Source organism: Candidatus Poriferisocius sp. (assembly GCF_965219775.1).
GTDB lineage: Bacteria > Actinomycetota > Acidimicrobiia > Acidimicrobiales > Bin134 > Poriferisocius.
The window spans coordinates 2,205,301-2,226,127 of sequence record NZ_OZ244793.1 but is presented as its reverse complement, the minus strand read 5'-3'; the positions used below and the strand labels follow the sequence as shown (position 1 = coordinate 2,226,127).

The following is a 20,827-nucleotide window of genomic DNA, read 5'->3' as shown; positions in this document are numbered from 1 at the left end:
TATAGCGAATCGATATAATGACCACCCGATGTTGGATCTCGCCGTCCTCGGGCTGCTCAAAGAGGGCGATCTTCACGGCTACGAGCTGAACAAGCGCCTGAAGGCGCTGGTCGGCGGCTACGCCACCTCGTTCGGAGCGCTCTACCCGGCCTTGGCCCGGTTGGAGCGGAGCGGCTGGGTGCGCTCCACCGCCGAAGCCCCCGCCGTCGAGGCCCCCGCCGTCGAGACCGACGACGACGCCGTGGCCGCCCGGACCCGGCGCAATCGCCGGCGCAGTGGCCGGACCAAGGCGGGCCGTACCCGGAAGGTGTATCGCATCACGCAGGAGGGCGAGTCCCACTTCCTGGAGCTGCTCCAGGAAGACGCCGGCAACGAGCGTCGCTTCCGGCTGCAGTTGGCTTTCTGCCGATTCCTCACCCCCGACCGGCGCCTGGAGCTGTTGGAGCTGCGCCGAGCCCACCTGATGAGCGTGCAGGCCAAGGGCCGCCGCGACCCCGAGCAATCCACCGATCCCTACGTCCGCTCGCTCTTCCAGCGAGACCGGGAACGCCTGGAGCACGACCTGGCCTGGCTCGACCAACTGATCGCCGACGAACGCCGCAACCAACAAGGCGACCCCGGCGCCGGGCCCACCCATCCATGACCGATCGACCGTACAACGACCTCACCCCAGGAGGATGTCAACCATGAGCAAACCCATCCGCATCGCCATTGCCGGTGTCGGCAACTGCGCCAGTTCGCTGGTGCAGGGACTGCACTACTACGCCGACGCCGAGCCCGACGACCACGTTCCCGGCCTCATGCACGTGGTGCTCGGCGGCTATCACATCAACGACATCGTTCCGGTGGCGGCCTTCGACGTGGACAACGACAAGGTCGGCCTCGACCTGGGCAAGGCAATCAACGCCGGCCCCAACAACACCGTGCAGTTCTGCGAGGTGCCCGACCTGGGCGTGCGGGTGCAGCGGGCCCCGACCCTGGACGGCTTCGGCGAGTTCTACCGAGCCCACTGCGAGGAATCCCCGGCCGAGCCGGTGGACGTGGCCGCCGCCCTGCGGGAAGCCAAGGCCGACGTGCTCATCTCCTACCTCCCGGTGGGGTCCGAACAGGCCCAGCGGTACTACGCCGAGTGCTGCCTGGAGGCCGGGGTGGCCTTCGTGAACGCCATCCCGGTGTTCATCGCCTCCGACCCGGCGTGGGCCCAGCGGTTCGCCGAGGCCGGCGTGCCGGTGGTGGGCGACGACATCAAGAGCCAGGTGGGGGCCACCATCGTCCACCGCACGCTGGCCCGGCTCTACGAGGACCGCGGCGTGGAACTCGACCGCACCTACCAGCTCAACTTCGGCGGCAACATGGACTTCATGAACATGCTGGAGCGGTCACGGCTGGAGTCCAAGAAGATCTCCAAGACCCAATCGGTGACCAGCCAGCTCGACAACGGCATCGCCGCCGACGACGTCCACATCGGCCCCAGCGATCACGTGCCCTGGCTGCACGACCGCAAGTGGGCCCACATCCGCCTCGAGGGCCGGGGCTTCGGCGACGTGCCCCTCAACATCGACCTCAAACTCGAAGTGGTGGACTCCCCCAACTCCGCGGGCGTCATCATCGACGCCCTGCGCTGCGCCAAGCTCGGCTTGGACCACGGCATCGGCGGCCCGCTCATCGGCCCGTCGGCCTATTTCATGAAGAGCCCCCCGGTCCAACACCGCGACCAGGACGCCCGCGACATGGTCGAGGCCTACGCCCGAGGGGACGTCGGCTAGGGCGGGGGGTTGGGGGCGCCCCAGCTTCCGGGGATGTGGCCGTCGAGGGTCACGGATCGCTCGATGAACCGCCATTGGTCGTCCACCACCCCGTAGCGGTCGATGTATCGGCCCCAGTGGTCGAGGCCGTGTTCCATGAGGACGAAGTAGTAGCAGCGTCCCCGGGCCTCGTCCGGCGAGATCACGTCGATCTGGTGGGAGGCGGTGTGATGGCGGATGTACTTGGGGGTGCCCCCGCCCACTTCCGCCAGGGTGTCCTGTGCCCCCGTGAAGATGGTGCGGATCTGGTCGATGCCGTGCTTGTCCTCCTGGTTGGGGGTGCGCATCACCGCGTCGGGCGCGAACAGCTCCATCACCTGGTCGAACCGGCCGGAGTCCCCGTTGGCGTTGTAGCGGGCCACCAGGTCTCGGATGGACTCCCGGGCGATGAGTTCCCACAGCTCCATCCGCTCACCGTATCCGATGCCCCACCGGGCAATAGGGTGAGGGCGTGGATGAACGAACACCGGTGCTGGTGGGGGCGGGAACGGCCACCCAACGATGCGACGATCCGGCCGAGGCGGTGGAGGCCACCGAGCTCATGGCCACGGCGCTGCGGGCGGCGGCCGATGACGCCGGCGCCGGCGGGCTGCTGTCCCGTGTGGACCAGATATGGGTGCCCAAGGGCACCTGGGGTTACTCCGACCCGGCCCGGTTGGTGGCTCACTCCGTCGGCGCCGAGCGGGCTCGGTCCGGGCTGGCCGACGTGGGCATCCTGCAGACCGCCGTCATGGGACGGGCCGCCGCCGACATCGCCGAGGGCCGGGCCGATGTGGTGGCCGTGGTCGGGGGTGAGGCCAAGTACCGCGGCCTGCGGGCCGCCATCACCGGGGGGGAAGCCCCGGAGACCGACCAGGATGAGGCCGAGCCCGACGACTTCGTGACCCCCCACGGCATGATCATCAGCCGGGCGGAGATCGACACGGGGCTGGTGATGGCCACCCACCACTACGCCATGATCGAGAACGCCCGCCGCTACGCCGACGCCATGACGCTGGCCGAGCACAGCGACGCCGTGGCCGGGCTGTGGGCTCGATTCGCCCGGACGGCGGCGGCCAACCCCGACGCCTGGATTCGCGACGGCCTGGACGCCGCCACCATCGCCTCGCCCACCGACGGCAACCGGATGCTGGCCTGGCCCTACACCAAGTGGCACAACTCCCAGTGGAACGTGGACCAGGCGGCCGCCCTGCTGTTGTGCTCGGCCGGTACCGCCCGTTCCCTGGGCGTGCCCGCCGACCGCTGGGTGTTCCCCTGGGCGGCGGCCGAATCCAATCACATGGTGCCGGTGACCGAGCGACCGGCCCCGCACCGCAGCCCCGGCTTCGCTCACGGTGGGCAGGCCATCGCCGAGCACGTGGGCACCGCCACGGCCGACATCGACCACCTGGACCTCTACTCGTGCTTTCCCATCGCCGTTCGCACCCAGGCCCTGGAGCTGGGCATCGACCCCGGCCGGGACCTGACCGTCACCGGAGGCATGACCTGGGCCGGGGGACCGCTCAACAACTATGTGGTGCAGTCCATGGCCAAGATGGCCGCCGTGCTCCGGGACGATCCCGGCGCCACCGGGTTGGTGACCGCCATCAGCGGGATGATCACCAAACAGGGGCTCAGCGTGTGGTCGACCGAGCCGCCGCCCCGGCCCTTCGCCAATCGGGACGTGACCGAGGCCGTGGCCGTCGAACTGGTACCCCGGCCCTATCGGACCGGCGACGGGGAGCAGGCCACCGTGGTGTCCTACACCGTGCTGTGGGGTCGGGAGGGGCCGGAGCGGACGGTGGTGATCGGGGAGTTCGCCGACGGGGCCCGCACGCTGGCCACCTCCACCGACACGGAGATCATGGCCGAAGCCACCGCCACCGAGTTCTGTGGACGCACGGTGACCGTGGGGGCCGACCGGTCGTTCACGGTCTGAGCCCCCGTCGCCTGCGGCTTGAGCCGGAAAACAGCGTGACCCGCCACCCAGCCCGGTCCGGCCGCCCGTGACCACCCGGTCGCTCATGTGGTTTCGCCGCGACCTGCGGCTGGAGGACAATCCGGCGTGGGCCGCGGCCACGGCGTCCGACGAGGTGGTGGCCCTGGTGGTGCTCGAGCCCGCGCTGCTCGCCTCGGCGGGGGCATTTCGCCGTCGGGCCTTTCTGGCCGGTCTGGCCGGGCTGGAGCGGTCGCTGGTCGCCGCCGGGGGTGGCCTGCGGGTGGAAGTCGGCGATCCGGCGGCGGCGGTGCCCGCGGTGGCCCGGGAATTCGGAGCCCACCAGGTAGTGGTCAACGCCGACGTGACCCGATGGTCGGTGGCCCGTGACCGTGGAGTGGAGGGGGCCCTGGCCGTGCCGCTGCGGTCGCACTGGGGCACGTTGGTGCAGCCGCCGGGCGAGGTGCTCACCCGTTCGGGCACCCTCTCCCGGGTGTTCACTCCGTTCCATCGGCGATGGCAAGAGATTCCCGTGGCCGATCCGGCGGAGCCCGGCCCGGCCCTGGTGGCCGATCCCGCCGGTGGGGCCACGTTGTCCGATGCCCTGGACCTCCTGGGAGAAACGCCGGCCCCGGCCGCCGTGGACGAGGAGCAGGCCGGCGACCGACTCGACCGGTGGCTGGCCCAAGTGGACGACTACCCCACCACCCGCGACCGCCCGGATGTCCCCGGCACCTCGGCGTTGTCGGCCGATCTGCGGTTCGGCCTGTTGTCGCCCCGGCACGTGGCCCGAACGGTGGGGGAGCACACACCGGGTCGGGCCGCCTTTGTCCGCCAGTTGGCCTGGCGGGATTGGTACGCCCACCTCACCCTGGAGCACCCCGACATCGACCGAGCGGCCCTGCGGTCCGACTACGACCGCATCGTGTGGCGCACCGGCGCCGACGCCGACGCCGACTTCGCCGCCTGGGCGGAGGGCCGCACCGGCTACCCGATCGTGGACGCCGGGATGCGGCAACTGGCGGCCACCGGGTGGATGCACAATCGGGTGCGGATGATCACCGGTTCCTTCCTGGTGAAGGACCTCTTGATCGACTGGCGGCGGGGGGAGCGATGGTTCCGCCGGTTGCTGGTGGACGGCGACATCCCTCAGAACGCGGGCAACTGGCAGTGGGTGGCGGGCACCGGCCCCGACGCCGCCCCCTACTTCCGCATCTTCAACCCGGTGGCCCAGGGCCGCCGCCACGATCCCGACGGTGACTACGTTCGTCGTTGGGTACCCGAGCTGGCCGGGCTGGCGGCCAAGGCCGTTCATGCGCCCTGGGAACTCGGCCCCTTGGAGCTGGCCGCCGCCGGGGTGGTGCTGGGCGACACCTACCCCGCCCCGCTGGTGGATCACGCCGAGGCTCGGGAGGCCACCCTGGCCACTTACCGCTCGGCCCTCGACCACCTCAACGACCCCGACGCCGAGGGGCGGGTCGCAGCGACCGGCCCGGGAGGCTAGTCGCCGCCGTCCTCGCCGGCGTCGTAGGCCTGGACTTTCGGATCGCCACCCGCAGCCCGGCCGGGGTCGCGGGCCGACGAGTCGTCGTCGTCGCTGCGGAGCCACATGGTGCGCTGCGGGAAGGGGATCTCGATCCCGGCCTCGTCGAACGCGTACTTGATGCGGCCCCGCAGGATGCGGCCCACCGCCCACTGCTCGCTGGGGTCGGTTTTGACCACCAGGCGGATGACCACCGCGTTGTCCCCCAACTCCTGCACCCCCCACACCGACGGCTCCTCCAGGATGGTGGCGTCGGGGTTGTTCTCCTGCCAGAGTTCGTCGGCCACCCGCTTCATGATCTCGCTGGCCTCGTTGATGTCCGACCCGTAGCCGATGCCGATGTCCAAGATGGACCGCGCCCAGATCTGCGAGAAGTTGGCCGTGCGGTGGATCTCCCCGTTGGGCACCGTCCACACCGTGCCGCTCACGTCCCGAAGGGTGGTGGTGCGCAGGCTGACCTTCTCGATGGTGCCGGTGGCGTCGCCCACGTCCACCACGTCGCCCACCCCGAACTGATCCTCCACCAGGATGAACACGCCGGCCAAGAAGTCCCGCACCAGCGACTGGGCGCCGAAGCCCACGGCCAACCCGGCTATGCCCGCACCGGCGATCAACGGAGCCAGGTTGATCCGCAGCTCTCCCAGCACCAGCAGCAGGGCCACCGCCAGGATCAGGAAGGTGGCCAGGCTCTTCAGCACATCCGCGATGGTCTGGATGCGCTGGTCGGCCCGTTCCTGACGCTCGCGCAGCCGCCCCAGCGTGCGGGCGGCCCGCTCCCCGAAGTCCAGGAGCCCGGCCGATTTCACCTGCTTGTCGGACTCCTCTTGGCTCTGGGCCACCAGCCGCTTGGTGAACCGGTCGATCAGCCGGTGGGCGATCCGCTTGACCAGCCAGGCGCCCAGCAGGATGAGCGCGATGCGCAGCGGGCGTTCCACCACCCAGCCGACGATCTCGGCCAGCCGCTCGTTCTCGGTGTTGTCGAAGACCAGCTCGCAGAAGAACCCCGGATCAGCCCCACAGGCGTCATTCACGTCGGCCATCAGCCCAGCGTACCGACCCCCCCGACAACTTCACGTGTCCGAGCCCCGGAGGCAATCGCCCTCTCTTCCCGCCCAGGACGTCCACGCTGACCCCCCATCCCCCAGTCCCCGCCATAATCCTGCAACTTTTCCGGCAATATCATGATTTTCTGAAGGTCTCTCAGCTTCATTTCCATAAGAGGTAGGAGAACTGGGAATAGTGTCGCATTTTGGACGGTTGCAAGAGAATATGTCAACAGAACTGGCCATTGAATGCGAAAAACTTGTCTTTGCGTTTGATGGTCAAGAGAAGCCGGTATTGGATGGAGTCTCTTTCCTGGTTTTTGGAGGTCAGAGCGTCGCGATTATGGGTCCGAGTGGTTCCGGTAAGACAACGTTATTGCATTGTATAGCAGGCTTGCTCAAGCCAACGTTAGGACGACTATCAGTCGCTGCAGTGGATCTCATGGTTGCATCTCCCAGAGCGATAGCAGCGTTTCGTCGAAACAAGGTGGCCATGGTATTCCAGTTTGGGGAGTTGTTGCCGGAATTGACTGTGGCTGAAAATGTGCTACTACCGCTGTATCTCCGGGGTGAGCGGCCCGGCCGGGATGTCGTTTGGCGAACCCTCGAAGCAGTGGGGCTGAATGAACTAGAGGCTTGGCCGGCTCAGCTCTCTGGTGGTGAGATCCAACGGGTGGCGATCGCCCGTGCATTGGTCACAGATCCGGAGGTGCTCTTGTGTGATGAACCAACTGGTTCCCTCGATGAGGTGAACTCGGAATCCGTGATTCGACTATTGCGCGAGGCGGTCTCGCGTACCGGTGCGACAATGGTGACTTCCACGCACGACCACCTGGTCGCCGAGCAGATGGATGAGGTGTACGAATTGCACAACGGCAGACTGGAGCCAGGCGTCTTGCTGGGTCAAGCATGATTGTCCGGATCGCAATGGCAGGGATGGGGCATGGGGACGGAATCTCCCGCAGCCGGAGCTTGGTGGTGTCGAGCACCGTGGCCGTCGTGACATTTGTGTTCGGTGCCTCGATTGGATCGATCCTCATGGTGCAGCGGGTAGACGATCGAGCCTCGGCGCGTTCCTTTCGTCCGGCAACGGCCAGCGAGGCAGCCGATCTCTCGGGTGGCGTGATCTACGACTCGATTGACGGTGAGCAGATCACCGTGAACTACTGGCGGATTGAATCCCCCGGCGCCACCATTGCTGGGTTGCCCGGGGAGCCCTTCCGCGGCCAGTGGTATGTCTCTCCCGCATTGGCAGGGCGCTTACAGGGCGACCCGGTGTTGGGCGAGCGCTATGGGAATGCCCGGGTGGTAGCCAACGATGGGGTGGGGTCGGTAGAGGAGCTGTTTGCCCATCGAGTCGTGGGGCCGGGTGTCCCACTGCCCCACCGCTATGTGGACGCACCGGGTCCGGAATGGTCCGGGCTCAACGCCGGTGTCTCGGTGACCGCAGTGGGGTTCGGTGCGTTTGTTGTCGTGGGGCTCACCGGTGGAGGTCTCTTGCTCGCTGCGCTGGGTCCGATGGGCGTCGGACTGGCCCGGCGCATGCAATTGCTGCGGGTGCTCGGTGCCGGAAGAGCGCAGTTGTGGGCAATCAGTGGGGTGTCCGGTGTGGTGATGGCGCTGCCGGGTGTGGTGATAGGAGGCGTCGGGTGGTACCTGGCCGCATCCCGGCTCAGGCGAGTGCCGTTGGTCGGTCAACCGGTGTTGGCCGGCGACCTGTCGGTGCCGGTCTGGCTCCTAGTGACAGCATCCGCCGTGGTGGTGGTGATGACCGCCGCCCTGGGCGCCGGGAGGTGGGGGCAGCAGGTGGCCGGTGTCCGACCGGGGGCACGAATTCCGCTTCCTTCGTCGTACTGGAGGTTGGCACCCCTGATTGCCTCGCTGGGACTGATGGTGTTGGCCACCACTCGCTCGGGATCGGGGGCCGTTCGGATGTTGCTCACCGGATTGTTGCTCGGGGCGGTGGGCGTCGTGGTGGCCCTACCCGTGCTGGTGTTCTGGCTCGGTCGGCTGGTGGCCCGTGGGCGATCGGTGCTGGCACTGCTCGTTGGGCGGCGGATGAGCTTTGAGGCCTTGGGGAGTGCCCGACCCCTTCTCTCCTTGGCCGCGGCCGGGGTCCTGGTTCCCGTGGCGGCATCGTACATTGCTGTTGCCCGAACCCAGGACGAGCCCATCGACACCGGTCCCATTTCGGCATTGTCGATCCGAGGCGAGCTGGCGACTGCGGAAATGGACAAGCTGGCCCGCCACGCGGGTGGGGCGTTCGCTGAAGTGTTCGTCGCCCTTCCCGACCCCGGTGACTTTTCGGAGCCTCGGTGGCATGTGGTGGCCGATTGCCGATCGATCGCTGCGGTGGCCCCGTTGGACCGGTGCGGTCCAACGCAACTGGCCCTTACCGGATCGGCACAATCGGTGCTTGCTCAGTACCACGGTGGGGGAACAGTCGCTCCCGAGGGAGCATCATTCGATCACCGCTTGTTCTTGTCCTCTGATCTGGAGCGGGCTGAGTCAGTGATCCGCTCTTTCGTGGTCAACAGCGAGCGAGCCGATTTGCAGGTGACCAGCGCAGCCGACCTGCTGGCGAAGGAGGCTCGGTCGGTCCGCTGGATCATCGCTGCCCTCAAGCTGACTGCCGCCGGGGCAATTGCCGCGCTGGTGCTCTCCCTGATCACCACGTCGTTGCGATCGGCCGGAACGAGATTGCGGTTGTTCGGCATCGGAGCCGACACTGGGCTGGTGCGCAAGCTGGTCGGGGCAGAGTCAGCCATCGCCGTGGCCGTCATGGGCTTGACCGGTGTGGCAATCGGCACCGTGGGAGCGGTGGCCTACGCCCTCGTTGACGGCACGGTGAGTCCCAACTACACCCCGTCACTTTTGGTTGCCGCCGTAACGTTGCTTGCCGCGCTGGTAGCGGGCGTGGCCGGGTCAGCCCTGGTCACCGAGGAGTCCGCCCGAAAGTCCTTGCGAACCTTGGACTGACACCTGAAGGTCAAGGTTGGAGGGGGTTGTCGGGGGCGGCGTCGAGCAGGGCGCGGCCGAATTCGACGGTGGGGGCGGCGCCCGCGAACACGTGCTGGGTGCCGGCGTGGATGTCGCGGAAGGCCCGTTGGAGGCCGCCGGAGCGCAGAGCGTCGGTGCCCGCCAGCAGGTAGGCCCGGCGCAGGATGTCGGCCCCCTCCTGGGTGACGAACACGGTGGCCTGGCGGGTGAGGATCACATCGGCGGGGTCGACCTGGCCGGTTTCGGTCACGTTCCGCTCGGCGGTGGCGAACACCTCGTGCAGCCAGGTGCGGGCCGCCCGGAAGCGGGACTCGAGCTGGCCGATCTCGTGGACGAAGCGGTCGCTCTCGGCCAGGGGCGCGGCCTCGCCCATGCGGTGCTTGGACCGGGCCACCGAGCGCAACTCGTCGAGGCCCCGCTGCACCACCCCGATGGCGAACCCGGCGTGGCCCGCGGCGGTGAGCGGCATCACCCCGAGCCGGTAGAGGGGGCCACCCCGGTACACGGTGATGTCGAACATGTCGAAGGTGGCGGTGGCGGGCACGTACACCTCGTCGAGGGTGTAGTCGTAGCTGGCGGTGGCCTGCAGGCCCATGACCTCCCAGTTGCCGGTGATTTGGGCTTGGTCCACCGGGTAGATGGCGAACAGGTAGCGGGGGTCGGTTCCCTCGGGTTCCTCGGTGATCACCCCGGCGCCGGCCCACTGGGCGTGGTTGATGCCGCTGCCGAACGAGTAGTGGCCGCTGATCCGGAAGCCGTCGCCTTCGGGGGTGGCGGTGCCGTTGGGGGCGAACTGGCCGGCCGACAGGGGCACGCCGTCGGCGAACATCTGCTCCACGTGCTCGTCGGGGCACCAGGCGGCGAAGTAAGCGGTGGCCGCGCAACTGGCCATCAGGCACCAGCCCACCGAGCCGTCGGCCCAGGAGACTTCGCTCCAGATGTCGATGCAGTCGTTGACGGGCATTTCCAGCCCGCCCACCGCGGCGGGCACCATCACCTTGTGCAGCTCGGCGTCCACCAGGGCGTGGACCGTCTCCTGGGGGATGGGCAGCCCGTCGGATTTGGCCGCGTTCTCGTCGATCAGCGAGCGCAATTCCCGGGCACGATCCAAATGAACAGCCATGGCGACCATGGTACGGGGGCGCCGCCCCAGGGGAGCAGCCGAGCCGGGAGGGTCGAGTGGCCGAGTGGGCAGCCGCCCCAGCCGATCCGTCGAGCCGGGAGGGTCAGCGGGCGGGCAGTCCCAGGATCTCGGCGGCCTGGGCGGGGGTGGCCACCGGGCGCCCCATGTCGGCGGCCAATGCGGCCACCTCGGCCACCAGCTCCCGGTTGGGCGGGGTGCGGTCGCCCGCGTGGTCCTCATGGCCCACCCGGAGGTGGCCGCCCCGCTCCAAGGTCAACCCGGCGATCGGGGTGCGGACCAGGTCGCCCCCCACCACCGCCGAGAACCAGGGGAGGTCGCAGCCCGCCAGCTCCAGCATCTCCAGGTAGGCGTCCAGGGCCTTCTCGGTGGGGGGCAGGCCGAACGACACGCTGTCGCCGATGGCGAAATAACCGCCCGGTCCGCCGAAGTAGAACTTCACGAACGATCCGGGGGTGAGCCGGTCGTAACGCCAGTACGACAGCACGTTGCGGAGAAAGCCGGGCTCGAAGATGGCGAAGTGCATGCCCAGGCCGTGGCGGTTGCACTGCTCGATGGCCACCTCCATGTCGGCGAAGGTGTTCACGTAGACGAAGCTGTCGGGGTCGGGCAGCCCGTCGGCCCCGGCCTTGCCCAGGATCATCGAGCCGGGATCGATGAACCCCAGGCGCAGCACCCCGGCCTCGGCCAACAGGGCCACGTGGCCCAGCTTCTCGACCATGGTGGCACCCCACCCCAGGGTGGGCAGGGCCAGCACGTCGGGGTCGGCGGCCAGCCAGGGCTCGAAGGTGGCCCGGTACTCGTCGGCCGCCTCGGCCGCCGGTACCCGCATGTTCGCGATGTGGCAGTGGACGATGCTCGCCCCGGCCTCGATGCAGGCCAGGCCCTCGGCGATCAGCTCGTCGCGGCTGATGGGCACGTGGGGGTTGCGCTCCGGGGTGGTGGTGCCGTTGAGGGCGACTTCGATGATGACCGGGGTGGCGTCCATGGCGAACAGAGTACCGTCGCCTGCATAAGGCGGGAACCGAAGGCCGACCGGAGGTCGACGTCGGCCCCGTAGGCTTGGTCAACCACCAGAAGGAAAATTGAGTGGAATATTATCAACTTTTGGTGGTTGTTCCGGGAGAACCGAGAGAATCCCGAGAAGAAGAGGTTCGCGCTGATGCTTGACCCCAATCGGTGGACACTGAAGACCAGGGAGGCCTTCAACGCCGCCTCCGCGGTGGCCCAGTCCAAGAGCCACCCCGAGATCACCCCCGACCACGTGCTGTTGGCCTTGATCGGACAGTCCGACGGGGTGGTGTTGCCGGTGCTGCAGCGCACCGGGGTGGCCCTTCCGGAGCTGCGGGCCCAGTTGAAGGCGGCCATCGACAAGCTGCCCTCGGCCTACGGCACCGAGGTGCGCACCGCCCAAGAGCTGGTCAAGACCATGGAGACCGCCGATGCCGCCCGCATCGAGTTGGGTGACGAGTACCTGTCCACCGAGCACCTGCTGTTGGCCATGGCCGACCGGGTGGGGGTGGGCCGCAACCGCCTGCTGGAGGCGCTGGCCGAGGTGCGGGGATCGCACCGGGTGACCTCCACCACCCCGGAGGACTCCTACCAGGCCCTGGAGAAGTACGGGCGGGACCTCACCGTGTTGGCCCGCGAGGGCAAGCTCGATCCGGTGATCGGGCGGGACGAGGAGATCCGCCGCACCATCCAGGTGCTGAGCCGGCGCACCAAGAACAATCCGGTGCTGATCGGCGAGCCCGGCGTGGGCAAGACCGCCATCGTGGAGGGCCTGGCCCTGCGCATCGCCGACGGCGACGTGCCCGAGGGGTTGAAGAACAAGCGACTGGTGGCCCTGGACATGGCGGCCATGGTGGCCGGGGCCAAGTACCGGGGGGAGTTCGAGGAGCGGCTCAAGGCGGTGCTGAAGGAGATCACCGACGCCGAAGGCCAGGTGATCACCTTCATGGACGAGCTGCACACCATCGTGGGCGCGGGGGCGGCCGAAGGGGCCATGGACGCGGGCAACATGATCAAGCCCATGCTGGCCCGAGGCGAGCTGCACATGATCGGCGCCACCACCCTGGACGAGTTCCGCACCCACATCGAAAAGGACGCCGCCCTGGAGCGCCGCTTCCAGCAGGTGTACGTGCCGGAGCCCTCGGTGGAGGACGCCGTGGCCATCCTGCGGGGGCTGAAGGAGCGGTACGAGGTCCACCACGGGGTCCGCATCCACGACGCCGCCCTGGTGTCGGCCGCGGTGTTGTCGGACCGCTACGTGACCGGGCGGTTCCTGCCCGACAAGGCTATCGACCTGGTGGACGAGGCCGCCTCCATGCTCCGCATCGAGATCGACTCCATGCCCACCGAGATCGACGTGGTGGACCGCCGCATCCGCCAACTGGAGATCGAGCAGGTGGCGTTGGCCAAGGAGTCCGACGAGGTGTCGGCCGAACGGCTGGAAGCCCTCAACGAGGAGTTGGCCAATCTGCGGGAGGAGCTGGCCGGGATGCAGGCCCACTGGCAGTCGGAGAAGGAGGCCATCGGCCGGATCCGCACCCTCAAGGAGGAACACGACGCCCTCGGCACCGCCCTGGACCGGGAGGTGGACCTGGAGCGGGCCGCCGAGATCCGCTACGGCAAGCTGCCCGAGCTGGAGCGACAGATCGCCGAGGCCGACCGGCACTTGGTGGAGTTGCAGGCCGACCGGCAGATGCTGAAGGAGGAGGTGGACTCCGACGACGTGGCCGCCGTGGTGTCCCGTTGGACCGGGGTGCCGGTGACCCGCCTGCTGGAGGGCGAGACCGACAAGCTGCTGCGCCTGGAGTCGGTGCTGGGCCAACGGGTCATCGGCCAGGACGAGCCGGTCCATTTGGTGGCCTCGGCCATCCGCCGCAGCCGGGCCGGGCTGTCCGATCCCCACCGGCCCATCGGCTCGTTCCTGTTCATCGGCCCCACCGGGGTGGGCAAGACCGAGCTGGCCCGCACCCTGGCCGACTTCTTGTTCGACGACGAGCGGGCCATGGTCCGCATCGACATGTCGGAGTACATGGAGCGCCACAGCGTGGCCCGCCTCATCGGGGCCCCGCCCGGCTACGTGGGCTTCGACGAGGGCGGGCAGCTCACCGAGGCAGTGCGGCGCCGCCCGTACGCGGTGGTGCTGCTGGACGAGATCGAAAAGGCCCATCCCGAGGTGTTCAACGTGCTGCTGCAGCTCCTGGACGACGGCCGGTTGACCGACGGGCGGGGTCGCACGGTGGACTTCACCAACGCGGTGCTGATCATGACGTCCAACCTGAAGGTGGACCCCAAGGAGTACTTCCGCCCGGAGTTCGTGAACCGCATCGACGACATCGTGACCTTCGCCGAACTCCGGCCCGAGCACCTGGCCCGCATCGTGGACCTGCAGATCGATCTGCTGACCGAACGCCTGGCCGACCGCCGTATGCACCTGGTGGTCACCGAGAAGGCCCGGGCCAAGCTGGCCGCCGACGGCTACGACCCCGCCTTCGGGGCCCGTCCGCTCAAGCGGGTGATCCAGCGGGAGCTGGCCGACCGCCTGGCCGAGGCGCTGCTCAGCGGCTCGATCGCCGAGGGGGACACCGTGACCGCCGACGTGGACGCCGCCGGGGAGCTGGCCATCGGCTGATCGGCCGGCCCCCGTGCCGGTGGCAACGGGGTGGGTTCGGGTAGTTTTTCGCCCGTGCTTGGGTTTGGCCGTGCCCGCAAGGCGGCGGTGGCCGGCGCGGTGGTGCTGGCCGTGCTCGGCGGGGGGATGCGGGGGGCCGACGCCTCAACGGAGGGGGTGAGCCGGGAGGACGTGGTGATCCGCGACACCCTGATCGCTGCCCAGGAATCGTTGCTCAACGTCTATCGGTGTCGTTTCGGCATCGATGTGACCACCGTGCGGGGTGGGTGCAGCGACGGGCTGCCCACCGGCGGATTCTCCCAGCCCGGTGAGTTCGCCGGAGTGCCCACCGCCGGCGATCTGGCCGTGCGCGACGAGTTGGTGGCCGCCCAGGAATCGGTGCTCAACGTCTATCGCTGCCGGTTCGACTACGAGGTCGATCGCCGCCTCCTGCCGCAGGGTTGTCCGGCGCCCCCCGCCCCGGTTGCCGTCCCGCCGGGGCCGCCGTTGGACTTCGACTGGTTGGCCATGCTGGATGACTCCGACTGGCAGCCGCCGCGGGGGCTGCTTACCCCCACCGGCATTCCGGTGGCGGTGGCCGGGATCGTGGACGGCGGCTTCGCGGTGGTGACCCCGTGCGGCAACCTCTCGACGGTCAGCACCGGACGGCCCCTCACCGGCGTGCGGGTGGTGATTGATCCGGGCCACGGCGGCCGCTACGACGTGGGGGCGGTGGGTCCCAACCGCTTGGCCGAGCGCGACCTGAACCTCACCCTGAGCGAGGCGGTGTTGGCCGAGCTGGCCGACCGGGGCATCCCCGCCATCTCCACCCGCACCGGCGACTACGGGACGCTGTTGTCGGTCCGGGCCGGCCTGGCCGACGCACTGGGGGCCGAGGCCCTGGTGTCGATCCACCACAACGCCCCCACGTTCGTCACCGGGCGCCGACCGGGCACCGAGGTGTACGTGCAGTCGGTGTCGGCCCAACAGCCCCGGCCCGATTCCGCCCGGCTGGGGGGAATGCTCCACGAGGAGATCACCCGGGCGCTGTCGGGCTTCGACAACGTGGCCTGGAGCAGGCTGCCCGACGCCGGGGTGCTGCGGGTGCTGCAGGCCAACGGCAACGACGCCTACGGGATGATCAGCCGGCCCACGGTTCCGGCGGTGCTGATCGAGTACGGCTACCTGTCGAACCCCTCCGAGGCCGCCCTGTTCGCCACCGACGAGTACATCCGGGTGGCGGCCAAGGCCACGGCCAACGCCATCGAGTCGTACCTGAACTCCAATCGGCCCAGCGCGGTGTCGGTGCAGCGGCCCCGGGTGTTCGATCCGTCGCCCGCCCCCCGGGTCTGCGACGAGGTGGCCCTGGAGTAGCGGAGCCGGGCCGCCAACGGGCGGCGGGACGGTTCAGTCCTCGTCCTCGAAGCTCAGACCCAGTTCGGCCACCACCGTGCGCAGGGCGGTGTAGGCCTGGGCGCTGGCGGGCCAGCCCGCGTAGTGGGCCAACTGCACCACCCACTCGGCCAACTCGTCGGGGGTGAGGTCGCCCGACTCCAGGGCGGGCTTCATGTGGAAGGGCAAAATGGGGCCGTTGCCGGTGGCGGCGATGGCGGTCAGGGTGGTGAGCCGCCGCTCCCGGCGACCCAACCGGGGGCGGCTCCACACGTCGGAGAACACCCGCTTGGTGAACCGGAGATACAGGTCGTCGTGGTCGGGGGGATCATCTCCCATGATGTTGGCCCAGGCGACACGATCTGCTTCTTTGTTGTTCATCCGGTCAGCGTAGGCTGTGGCGGTGCAGATCGCCTTTGTGCGCCACGGGCAGCCCCTGCGGGAGTGGAACACCGACACCGTGGCCGATCCGGGGCTCAGCGAACTGGGCAAGTGGCAGGCGGAGCGGCTGGCCGACTGGCTGGAGCACGAACCCTTCGACCACATCATCTCCAGCACCAAGCGGCGGGCGATCGAGACCATCGAGCCCCTGGCTTCCCGTTTGGGCCAACCGATCGAGCTGGAGGAGGACTTCGCCGAGATCGACCGCAACTCCCGGGTGTATCTGCCCACCGAGCTGCTGGCCACCGAGGGCGGGGAGTACTACGAGGCCATCCGGGCCCAGGACTACGCCGCCATCGGGTGGGACACCCCCGAGGAGTTCCACAAGCGGGTGATGGCCTCCTTCGAGCGGCTCTGCGAAGCCCAGCCCGGCCAACACGTGGCGGTGGCCTGCCACGGTGGGGTGATCAATCGCATCGTGTCGGAGCTGGTGCTGGCGTCGGAGCGGATCCACATACAGGTGGCCTACACCGGCATCTGCCGGGTGTGGGTGGAGGACGCGCGGCGGGTGCTGATGAGCGTGAACGAGACCGGCCATTGCTGCGCCACCCGCACCGGTGTCACCGGCTTCATGCGCGACGGACTGGTCACCGCCCCTCAGTACTGATCGCGGTTCTGGTCCGATGCTGCGCGGGGGAACGTTCTGGTCGATGGTGGAGCGCCGGGCCGACCTCACGCCCGACGCCCCCATGATCATCGACGATGGCGATCGAGTGATGACCTTCGCCCAGTATCGGGAGGCCGCCGAGCGGGCGGCCGCGGGGCTGGCCGAACGGGGGGTGGGGCCGGGCACTCCGGTGTCGTGGCAGCTTCCCACCTGGCCGAGCACCCTGGTGTTGCAGGCCGCCCTGGCCCGGCTGGGGGCGGTGCAGAACCCGATCATCCCGGTGTACCGGGAGCGGGAGGTGGGGTTTTGTCTCTGCCAGACCGGGGCCCGGCTGTTCCTGGTGCCGTCGGTGTGGCGGGGGTTCGATTTCCAGGCCATGGCCCGGACGTTGGCCGCCGACATCGACGGGTTGGAGGTGGTGGTGTGCGACGTGGACCTGCCCGCCGCCGACGTGGCTGCGCCGGCCGACGTCGCCCCGCCCGATGACCCCGAGGCCATTCGTTGGGTGTACTACACGTCGGGCACCACGTCGGACCCGAAGGGGGCCCGGCACTGCGACACCTCGGCCATGGCCTCGGGCATCGCGATGGTGGAGCGTCAGCAGTTCACCCCCGACGACCGGTTCGGGCTGGCCTTTCCCTTCGCCCACATCGGCGGGGTGTGCAACCTGTCGGCGTCGCTCAGCTCGGGCTGCACCCTGGTGATCGCCGAGGCGTTCGACCCGGCGGCCACCACCGCCCTGTTCGCCCGCCACGGGGTGACGGTGGTGGGGGGCGGCCCCGCCTTCTTCATGGCCTTCCTGGCCGAGCAGCGCAAGCAGCCCGGCGAGCCCATCTTGCCCGAGCTTCGCCTGTGTTCCGGGGGTGGTGCGCCCATGCCCGCCTCCCAGCACTACGAGGTACGAGCCGAAATGGGCGGGAGGGGATGCGGCCACGCCTGGGGGATGACCGAGGCCCCGATCATCGCCCAGAACGCCCCGGACGACGCCGACGAGAAGCTGGCCGAAACCGAGGGCCGGCCGCTGGCCGGGGCCGAGATCAAGGTGGTGGGCTTCGACGGCTCCCCCGCCGGGGTGGGCGTGGAGGGGGAGCTGTGGATTCGGGGGCCGATGGTGTGCCGGGGCTACACGGACGAGGCCCTCACCGCGGCCTGCTTCGACGACGGCTGGTTCCACACCGGTGACGTGGGCTTTCTGGACGCCGACGGGTACGTGACCCTCACCGGAAGGGTGAAGGACATCATCATCCGCAAGGGGGAGAACATCTCGGCCACCGAGATCGAGGACCTCCTGCACGCCCACCCCAAGGTGGCCGACGTGGGGGTGATCGGCCTGCCCGACGAGGAGCGGGGGGAACGGGTGTGCGCGGTGGTGGAACCGGCGCCGGGGGTCGAGGCCATGACGCTGGACGAGGTGCGGGACTACTTCCGCTCCTCGGGGGTGATGGCCCAGAAGATTCCCGAGCAGTTGGAGATGGTGGACTCGCTACCCCGCAACGCCACCGGCAAGGTGCTGAAGCACGAGCTTCGGGATCTGTTTGCTGACTAGAGCAGTCCGCCCACGGCGTGGATGGGAAGGGCGCGGGTTTCCGACTAGAGCAGCCCGCCCACGGCGTGGATGGCCAGGCCGGCCAGGGCGCCGATGAGGGTGCCGTTGATGCGGATGAACTGCAGGTCGCGCCCCACTCGGCGTTCGATGCGGGCCCCGGTGTCGTCGGCGTCCCAGCGGGCCACGGTGGTGGCGATCACGTTGGCCACCTCGGCCCGGGCGTGCTGGGCCAACAGGCTCACGGCGGTCACCAGCCACCGGTCCACCCGGTTCTGCAGGTCGGGATCGGTCTGCAGCGACTGGCCCGCCCGCACCAGGGCGGCCTCCACCCGGGCGGCTCGGGCCGGACTGGTCTGCAGCCGTCGGGCGTAGGCGGCGAGTCCGGCGTCGATGCGTCGGCGCAGCTCGTGGTCCGGGTTGTCGGCCATGTCGGCCAGCACGCCCCGCACCCCCCGGTGGAGTCGGGTGAAGATGTGGTGATCGAGCACCTTGGGGGTGTAGGCCGGTGCCTCGGCCACGATCCGATCCCGCAGCACCTCGTAATTGTCCACCAGGAAGCGGTCGGCCCGGTCCACCGCAGCGTCCACCAGGGGGCGGTGGTGCCCGCCGGTGACCAGAGATTCCAGCAGCCGGCCCAGTGCGGGGGCCGACACCAGCCCGGCGTCGCCCTCGTCGGTCAGCCAACGGCCGAGGGCCTCGGCCGGGGCCCGGTCGGCCACCCAGCGGGCCAGATCGTCGGGATCGAAGAAGTTGTCCTGCACGAACTCGCCCAGGCTGGTGCCGATGGCGTCCTTGCGGCGGGGGATGATGGCGGTGTGGGGGATGGGGATGCCCAGCGGGTGGCGAAACAGGGCGGTGACCGCAAACCAGTCGGCCAGCCCGCCGATCATGGCGGCTTCGGCGGCCGCTTCCACGTAGCCCGACCAGCCGTGGCCGTCGGTGAGCAGGCGCATCACCACGAACAGGGCGGCGGCGGCCACCAGCAGGCCGGTGGCCCGCCGCTTGGCCCGCCGAAGCGAGGCCGGTTCGCTCAGGCGACCGTTTGGGGCATCCATGACCCGCGGATCTGGTCGGCCCACGGGTAGTGCAACGGCTCGATCAGCCGGAAGGGGCCGTCGAGGCCCACGGTGGTGGCCGCGGGTCGGGCCGGGGCCGCCGCCCGCAACGCCCCCACCACCGCCGCCGGGTCGCCCTCGATCAGGTGGAGGTCGATGGCGGTGTCGGGGACGAACCGGGAGGTGAACGACACCACCGCATGCACGCCGTCCACCGCCACGGCCGCCGGGGCGTACTCGTCGCGGTGCCAGGCTTGGTCGGCGAGGCCCCGGCGCAGCACCACGTGGAGGTCGGTGTGGGAGATGTGGGGGATGTCACCGGGATCGGCCTTGAGCGCCGGGTCGGCTACCGCCCAGTCGAGGACTAGGGCGTCGCCCAGGCGTACCGTCTTCTTCTCGTCGGGGAACATCCGGTCGGCGGCCACCAGGACCTCGCGGTAGTCGGTCATGGTGGCCATCACCCCGTCGACGTCACCGCACAGCCAGTAGACGGTGAGAAAGGCGCTGCGCCCATCGGTGAATGCCTCGTCGCCCCCGGCGGGGCGCAGAGCCTGGCGGTCGGGCGGGGCCACGTAGCGCCGGCCGTGCATCACGTCGGTCAGGGCGATGTTGGGCGGGAGGTGCTCCAGGTCGTACCAGCGATTCCACGCTTCGATGGCGTCGGCGTCGCAGTCGAGGGCGGCGAAGATGATTCCGGTGGTCTTCATGGTGGGTGGTGGTCCTTCTCCTGGGGGTGATCCGGTCGGTGTCCGTTGCTCGGCTGTCTGTTGCTCGGGTGTGTGGACATGGTATGACCCAGCCATGGAGTTCGTGTCGCTGGAGGGTGGGTCGTTCCTCATGGGGACCGAGGAGGTGTGGTTCGAGGGTGACGGCGAGGGGCCGGTGCGTGAGGTGGTGCTGACGCCGTTCCGGATGGCGGCCACTGCGGTGACCAACGCCGAGTTCGGGGCCTTCGTGGCCGCCACCGGCCATGTGACCGTCGCCGAGCGGGAGGGTTGGTCGTTCGTGTTCGCCGGTCTGTTGCCCGACGATTTCCCCCCCACTCGGGGGGTGGTGGGCGCCGAGTGGTGGCGTCAGGTGGAGGGGGCGTGCTGGCACCGGCCCGAGGGGCCGCAGTCGTCGGTGGCCGACCGGGGCGACCACCCGGTGGTCCACGTGTCGTGGTTCGACGCCGCCGCCTGCGCAGCGTGGTACGGGGCCCGGCTGCCCACCGACGCCGAGTGGGAGTACGCCGCCCGGGGCGGGCTGGTGCAGGCCCGGCTGCCGTGGGGCGACGAGCCGGCCCCCGACGGGCGGCCCCGGTTCAACATCTGGGAGGGGGAGTTCCCCCGGCACAACACCGCCGCCGACGGCTACGTGGGGACGGCCCCGGTGGACGAGTACGAGCCCAACGGGTTCGGCCTGTACAACTGCTCGGGCAACGTGTGGGAGTGGTGCGCCGACTGGTTCGACAACCGCTTCCCACCCGAGCGGCCCCTGGTCGACCCGATGGGCCCCGACACCGGCACGGCCCGGGTGATCCGGGGGGGCTCCTACCTGTGCCACGATTCCTACTGCAACCGCTACCGGGTGGCGGCCCGCCACGCCAACGGCCCCGACTCCACCACCGGGCACATGGGCTTTCGGCTGGCCGCCGACGCCGACGCGGTGGTGGGCGGTGCCGACGCGGTGGCAGGCGGCAATGGCCCCGAGATGCGGGCCGGCGAGGGGGCTGGATAAC

Annotated in this window: 18 protein-coding genes; 11 read left to right on the top strand and 7 right to left on the bottom strand. The window is 69.4% G+C overall.

The genetic code is table 11. The features are described 5' to 3' along the window. Positions 1–28 precede the first annotated feature (28 nt). Together ACOQPQ_RS09885 and ACOQPQ_RS09880 are read left to right on the top strand one after the other, a co-directional pair. Complete coding sequence (locus ACOQPQ_RS09885) at positions 29–643, top strand: PadR family transcriptional regulator (RefSeq protein ID WP_420639275.1); 615 nt, start codon at positions 29–31, stop codon at positions 641–643. Positions 644–686: 43 nt separating this feature from the next. Continuing rightward, positions 687–1,766 carry an inositol-3-phosphate synthase gene (locus tag ACOQPQ_RS09880; protein WP_420639274.1) on the top strand — a complete coding sequence of 360 codons (1,080 nt, stop codon included), beginning with the start codon at positions 687–689 and terminating at the stop codon, positions 1,764–1,766. Here ACOQPQ_RS09880 and ACOQPQ_RS09875 read toward each other — a convergent pair. Continuing rightward, complete coding sequence (locus ACOQPQ_RS09875) at positions 1,763–2,212, bottom strand: nuclear transport factor 2 family protein (RefSeq protein ID WP_420639273.1); 450 nt, start codon at positions 2,210–2,212, stop codon at positions 1,763–1,765. The genes ACOQPQ_RS09880 and ACOQPQ_RS09875 overlap by 4 nt on opposite strands. 44 nt (positions 2,213–2,256) lie before the next feature. On the opposite strand from ACOQPQ_RS09875, the gene ACOQPQ_RS09870 reads away from it, so the two are divergent. Continuing rightward, positions 2,257–3,723 carry an acetyl-CoA acetyltransferase gene (locus tag ACOQPQ_RS09870; protein ID WP_420639272.1) on the top strand — a complete coding sequence of 489 codons (1,467 nt, stop codon included), beginning with the start codon at positions 2,257–2,259 and terminating at the stop codon, positions 3,721–3,723. Between the two features lie 67 nt (positions 3,724–3,790). Beyond that, entirely contained in the window at positions 3,791–5,224 is a 1,434-nt protein-coding gene (locus tag ACOQPQ_RS09865) for a cryptochrome/photolyase family protein (RefSeq protein ID WP_420639271.1), read from the top strand. Here ACOQPQ_RS09865 and ACOQPQ_RS09860 read toward each other — a convergent pair. Then, complete coding sequence (locus ACOQPQ_RS09860; RefSeq protein ID WP_420639270.1) at positions 5,221–6,303, bottom strand: mechanosensitive ion channel family protein; 1,083 nt, start codon at positions 6,301–6,303, stop codon at positions 5,221–5,223. The genes ACOQPQ_RS09865 and ACOQPQ_RS09860 overlap by 4 nt on opposite strands. 217 nt (positions 6,304–6,520) lie before the next feature. Here ACOQPQ_RS09860 and ACOQPQ_RS09855 point away from each other — a divergent pair, with 217 nt between their 5' ends. After that, positions 6,521–7,219 (top strand): ABC transporter ATP-binding protein, encoded by a 699-nt coding sequence (locus ACOQPQ_RS09855; RefSeq protein ID WP_420639269.1) that lies wholly within the window; start codon positions 6,521–6,523, stop codon positions 7,217–7,219. Positions 7,220–7,305: 86 nt separating this feature from the next. After that, positions 7,306–9,285 carry a hypothetical protein gene (locus ACOQPQ_RS09850; RefSeq protein ID WP_420639268.1) on the top strand — a complete coding sequence of 660 codons (1,980 nt, stop codon included), beginning with the start codon at positions 7,306–7,308 and terminating at the stop codon, positions 9,283–9,285. 10 nt (positions 9,286–9,295) lie between these two features. Here the strand turns inward: ACOQPQ_RS09850 and ACOQPQ_RS09845 are convergent, their stop codons facing one another. Both ACOQPQ_RS09845 and ACOQPQ_RS09840 read right to left on the bottom strand, forming a co-directional pair. Further along, positions 9,296–10,429, bottom strand: a complete 1,134-nt coding sequence (locus ACOQPQ_RS09845; protein ID WP_420639267.1) for an acyl-CoA dehydrogenase family protein — start codon at positions 10,427–10,429, stop codon at positions 9,296–9,298. A 103-nt stretch (positions 10,430–10,532) separates the two neighbouring features. Beyond that, complete coding sequence (locus ACOQPQ_RS09840) at positions 10,533–11,435, bottom strand: 3-keto-5-aminohexanoate cleavage protein (protein ID WP_420639266.1); 903 nt, start codon at positions 11,433–11,435, stop codon at positions 10,533–10,535. 174 nt (positions 11,436–11,609) lie between these two features. Here ACOQPQ_RS09840 and ACOQPQ_RS09835 point away from each other — a divergent pair, with 174 nt between their 5' ends. Continuing rightward, positions 11,610–14,087: an ATP-dependent Clp protease ATP-binding subunit gene (locus ACOQPQ_RS09835; protein WP_420639265.1), complete on the top strand. Its 2,478-nt coding sequence runs from the start codon at positions 11,610–11,612 to the stop codon at positions 14,085–14,087. Between the two features lie 54 nt (positions 14,088–14,141). Further along, positions 14,142–15,440: an N-acetylmuramoyl-L-alanine amidase family protein gene (locus ACOQPQ_RS09830; RefSeq protein WP_420639264.1), complete on the top strand. Its 1,299-nt coding sequence runs from the start codon at positions 14,142–14,144 to the stop codon at positions 15,438–15,440. Positions 15,441–15,473: 33 nt separating this feature from the next. Here the strand turns inward: ACOQPQ_RS09830 and ACOQPQ_RS09825 are convergent, their stop codons facing one another. Beyond that, complete coding sequence (locus ACOQPQ_RS09825; protein WP_420639263.1) at positions 15,474–15,839, bottom strand: carboxymuconolactone decarboxylase family protein; 366 nt, start codon at positions 15,837–15,839, stop codon at positions 15,474–15,476. A gap of 22 nt (positions 15,840–15,861) precedes the next feature. On the opposite strand from ACOQPQ_RS09825, the gene ACOQPQ_RS09820 reads away from it, so the two are divergent. Beyond that, a complete protein-coding gene (locus ACOQPQ_RS09820) occupies positions 15,862–16,506 on the top strand; it encodes a histidine phosphatase family protein (protein WP_420639262.1) in 645 nt (214 codons plus the stop codon). Positions 16,507–16,522: 16 nt separating this feature from the next. Next, positions 16,523–18,052, top strand: a complete 1,530-nt coding sequence (locus ACOQPQ_RS09815) for a class I adenylate-forming enzyme family protein (RefSeq protein WP_420639261.1) — start codon at positions 16,523–16,525, stop codon at positions 18,050–18,052. A gap of 44 nt (positions 18,053–18,096) precedes the next feature. On the opposite strand, the gene ACOQPQ_RS09810 is transcribed toward ACOQPQ_RS09815, so the two are convergent. Both ACOQPQ_RS09810 and ACOQPQ_RS09805 read right to left on the bottom strand, forming a co-directional pair. After that, entirely contained in the window at positions 18,097–19,107 is a 1,011-nt protein-coding gene (locus ACOQPQ_RS09810) for a DUF445 domain-containing protein (protein ID WP_420639260.1), read from the bottom strand. Continuing rightward, positions 19,083–19,814 carry a hypothetical protein gene (locus ACOQPQ_RS09805; protein ID WP_420639259.1) on the bottom strand — a complete coding sequence of 244 codons (732 nt, stop codon included), beginning with the start codon at positions 19,812–19,814 and terminating at the stop codon, positions 19,083–19,085. Before ACOQPQ_RS09805 ends, ACOQPQ_RS09810 begins: the two co-directional genes overlap by 25 nt. Before the next feature lie 94 nt (positions 19,815–19,908). Here ACOQPQ_RS09805 and ACOQPQ_RS09800 point away from each other — a divergent pair, with 94 nt between their 5' ends. Beyond that, the gene (locus ACOQPQ_RS09800) at positions 19,909–20,826 is read left to right on the top strand and encodes a formylglycine-generating enzyme family protein (RefSeq protein WP_420639258.1); all 918 of its coding nucleotides are present in this window, start codon (positions 19,909–19,911) and stop codon (positions 20,824–20,826) included. Position 20,827 lies beyond the last annotated feature (1 nt).

Coding starts and splice junctions, on each gene's coding strand:
- ACOQPQ_RS09885 (WP_420639275.1), top strand. CDS start 29: ATGTTGGATCTCGCCGTCCTCGGGCTGCTCAAAGAGGGCGATCTTCAC.
- ACOQPQ_RS09880 (WP_420639274.1), top strand. CDS start 687: ATGAGCAAACCCATCCGCATCGCCATTGCCGGTGTCGGCAACTGCGCC.
- ACOQPQ_RS09875 (WP_420639273.1), bottom strand. CDS start 2,212: ATGGAGCTGTGGGAACTCATCGCCCGGGAGTCCATCCGAGACCTGGTG.
- ACOQPQ_RS09860 (WP_420639270.1), bottom strand. CDS start 6,303: ATGGCCGACGTGAATGACGCCTGTGGGGCTGATCCGGGGTTCTTCTGC.
- ACOQPQ_RS09845 (WP_420639267.1), bottom strand. CDS start 10,429: ATGGCTGTTCATTTGGATCGTGCCCGGGAATTGCGCTCGCTGATCGAC.
- ACOQPQ_RS09840 (WP_420639266.1), bottom strand. CDS start 11,435: ATGGACGCCACCCCGGTCATCATCGAAGTCGCCCTCAACGGCACCACC.
- ACOQPQ_RS09835 (WP_420639265.1), top strand. CDS start 11,610: ATGCTTGACCCCAATCGGTGGACACTGAAGACCAGGGAGGCCTTCAAC.
- ACOQPQ_RS09825 (WP_420639263.1), bottom strand. CDS start 15,839: ATGAACAACAAAGAAGCAGATCGTGTCGCCTGGGCCAACATCATGGGA.
- ACOQPQ_RS09815 (WP_420639261.1), top strand. CDS start 16,523: ATGCTGCGCGGGGGAACGTTCTGGTCGATGGTGGAGCGCCGGGCCGAC.
- ACOQPQ_RS09810 (WP_420639260.1), bottom strand. CDS start 19,107: ATGGATGCCCCAAACGGTCGCCTGAGCGAACCGGCCTCGCTTCGGCGG.
- ACOQPQ_RS09805 (WP_420639259.1), bottom strand. CDS start 19,814: ATGAAGACCACCGGAATCATCTTCGCCGCCCTCGACTGCGACGCCGAC.
- ACOQPQ_RS09800 (WP_420639258.1), top strand. CDS start 19,909: ATGGAGTTCGTGTCGCTGGAGGGTGGGTCGTTCCTCATGGGGACCGAG.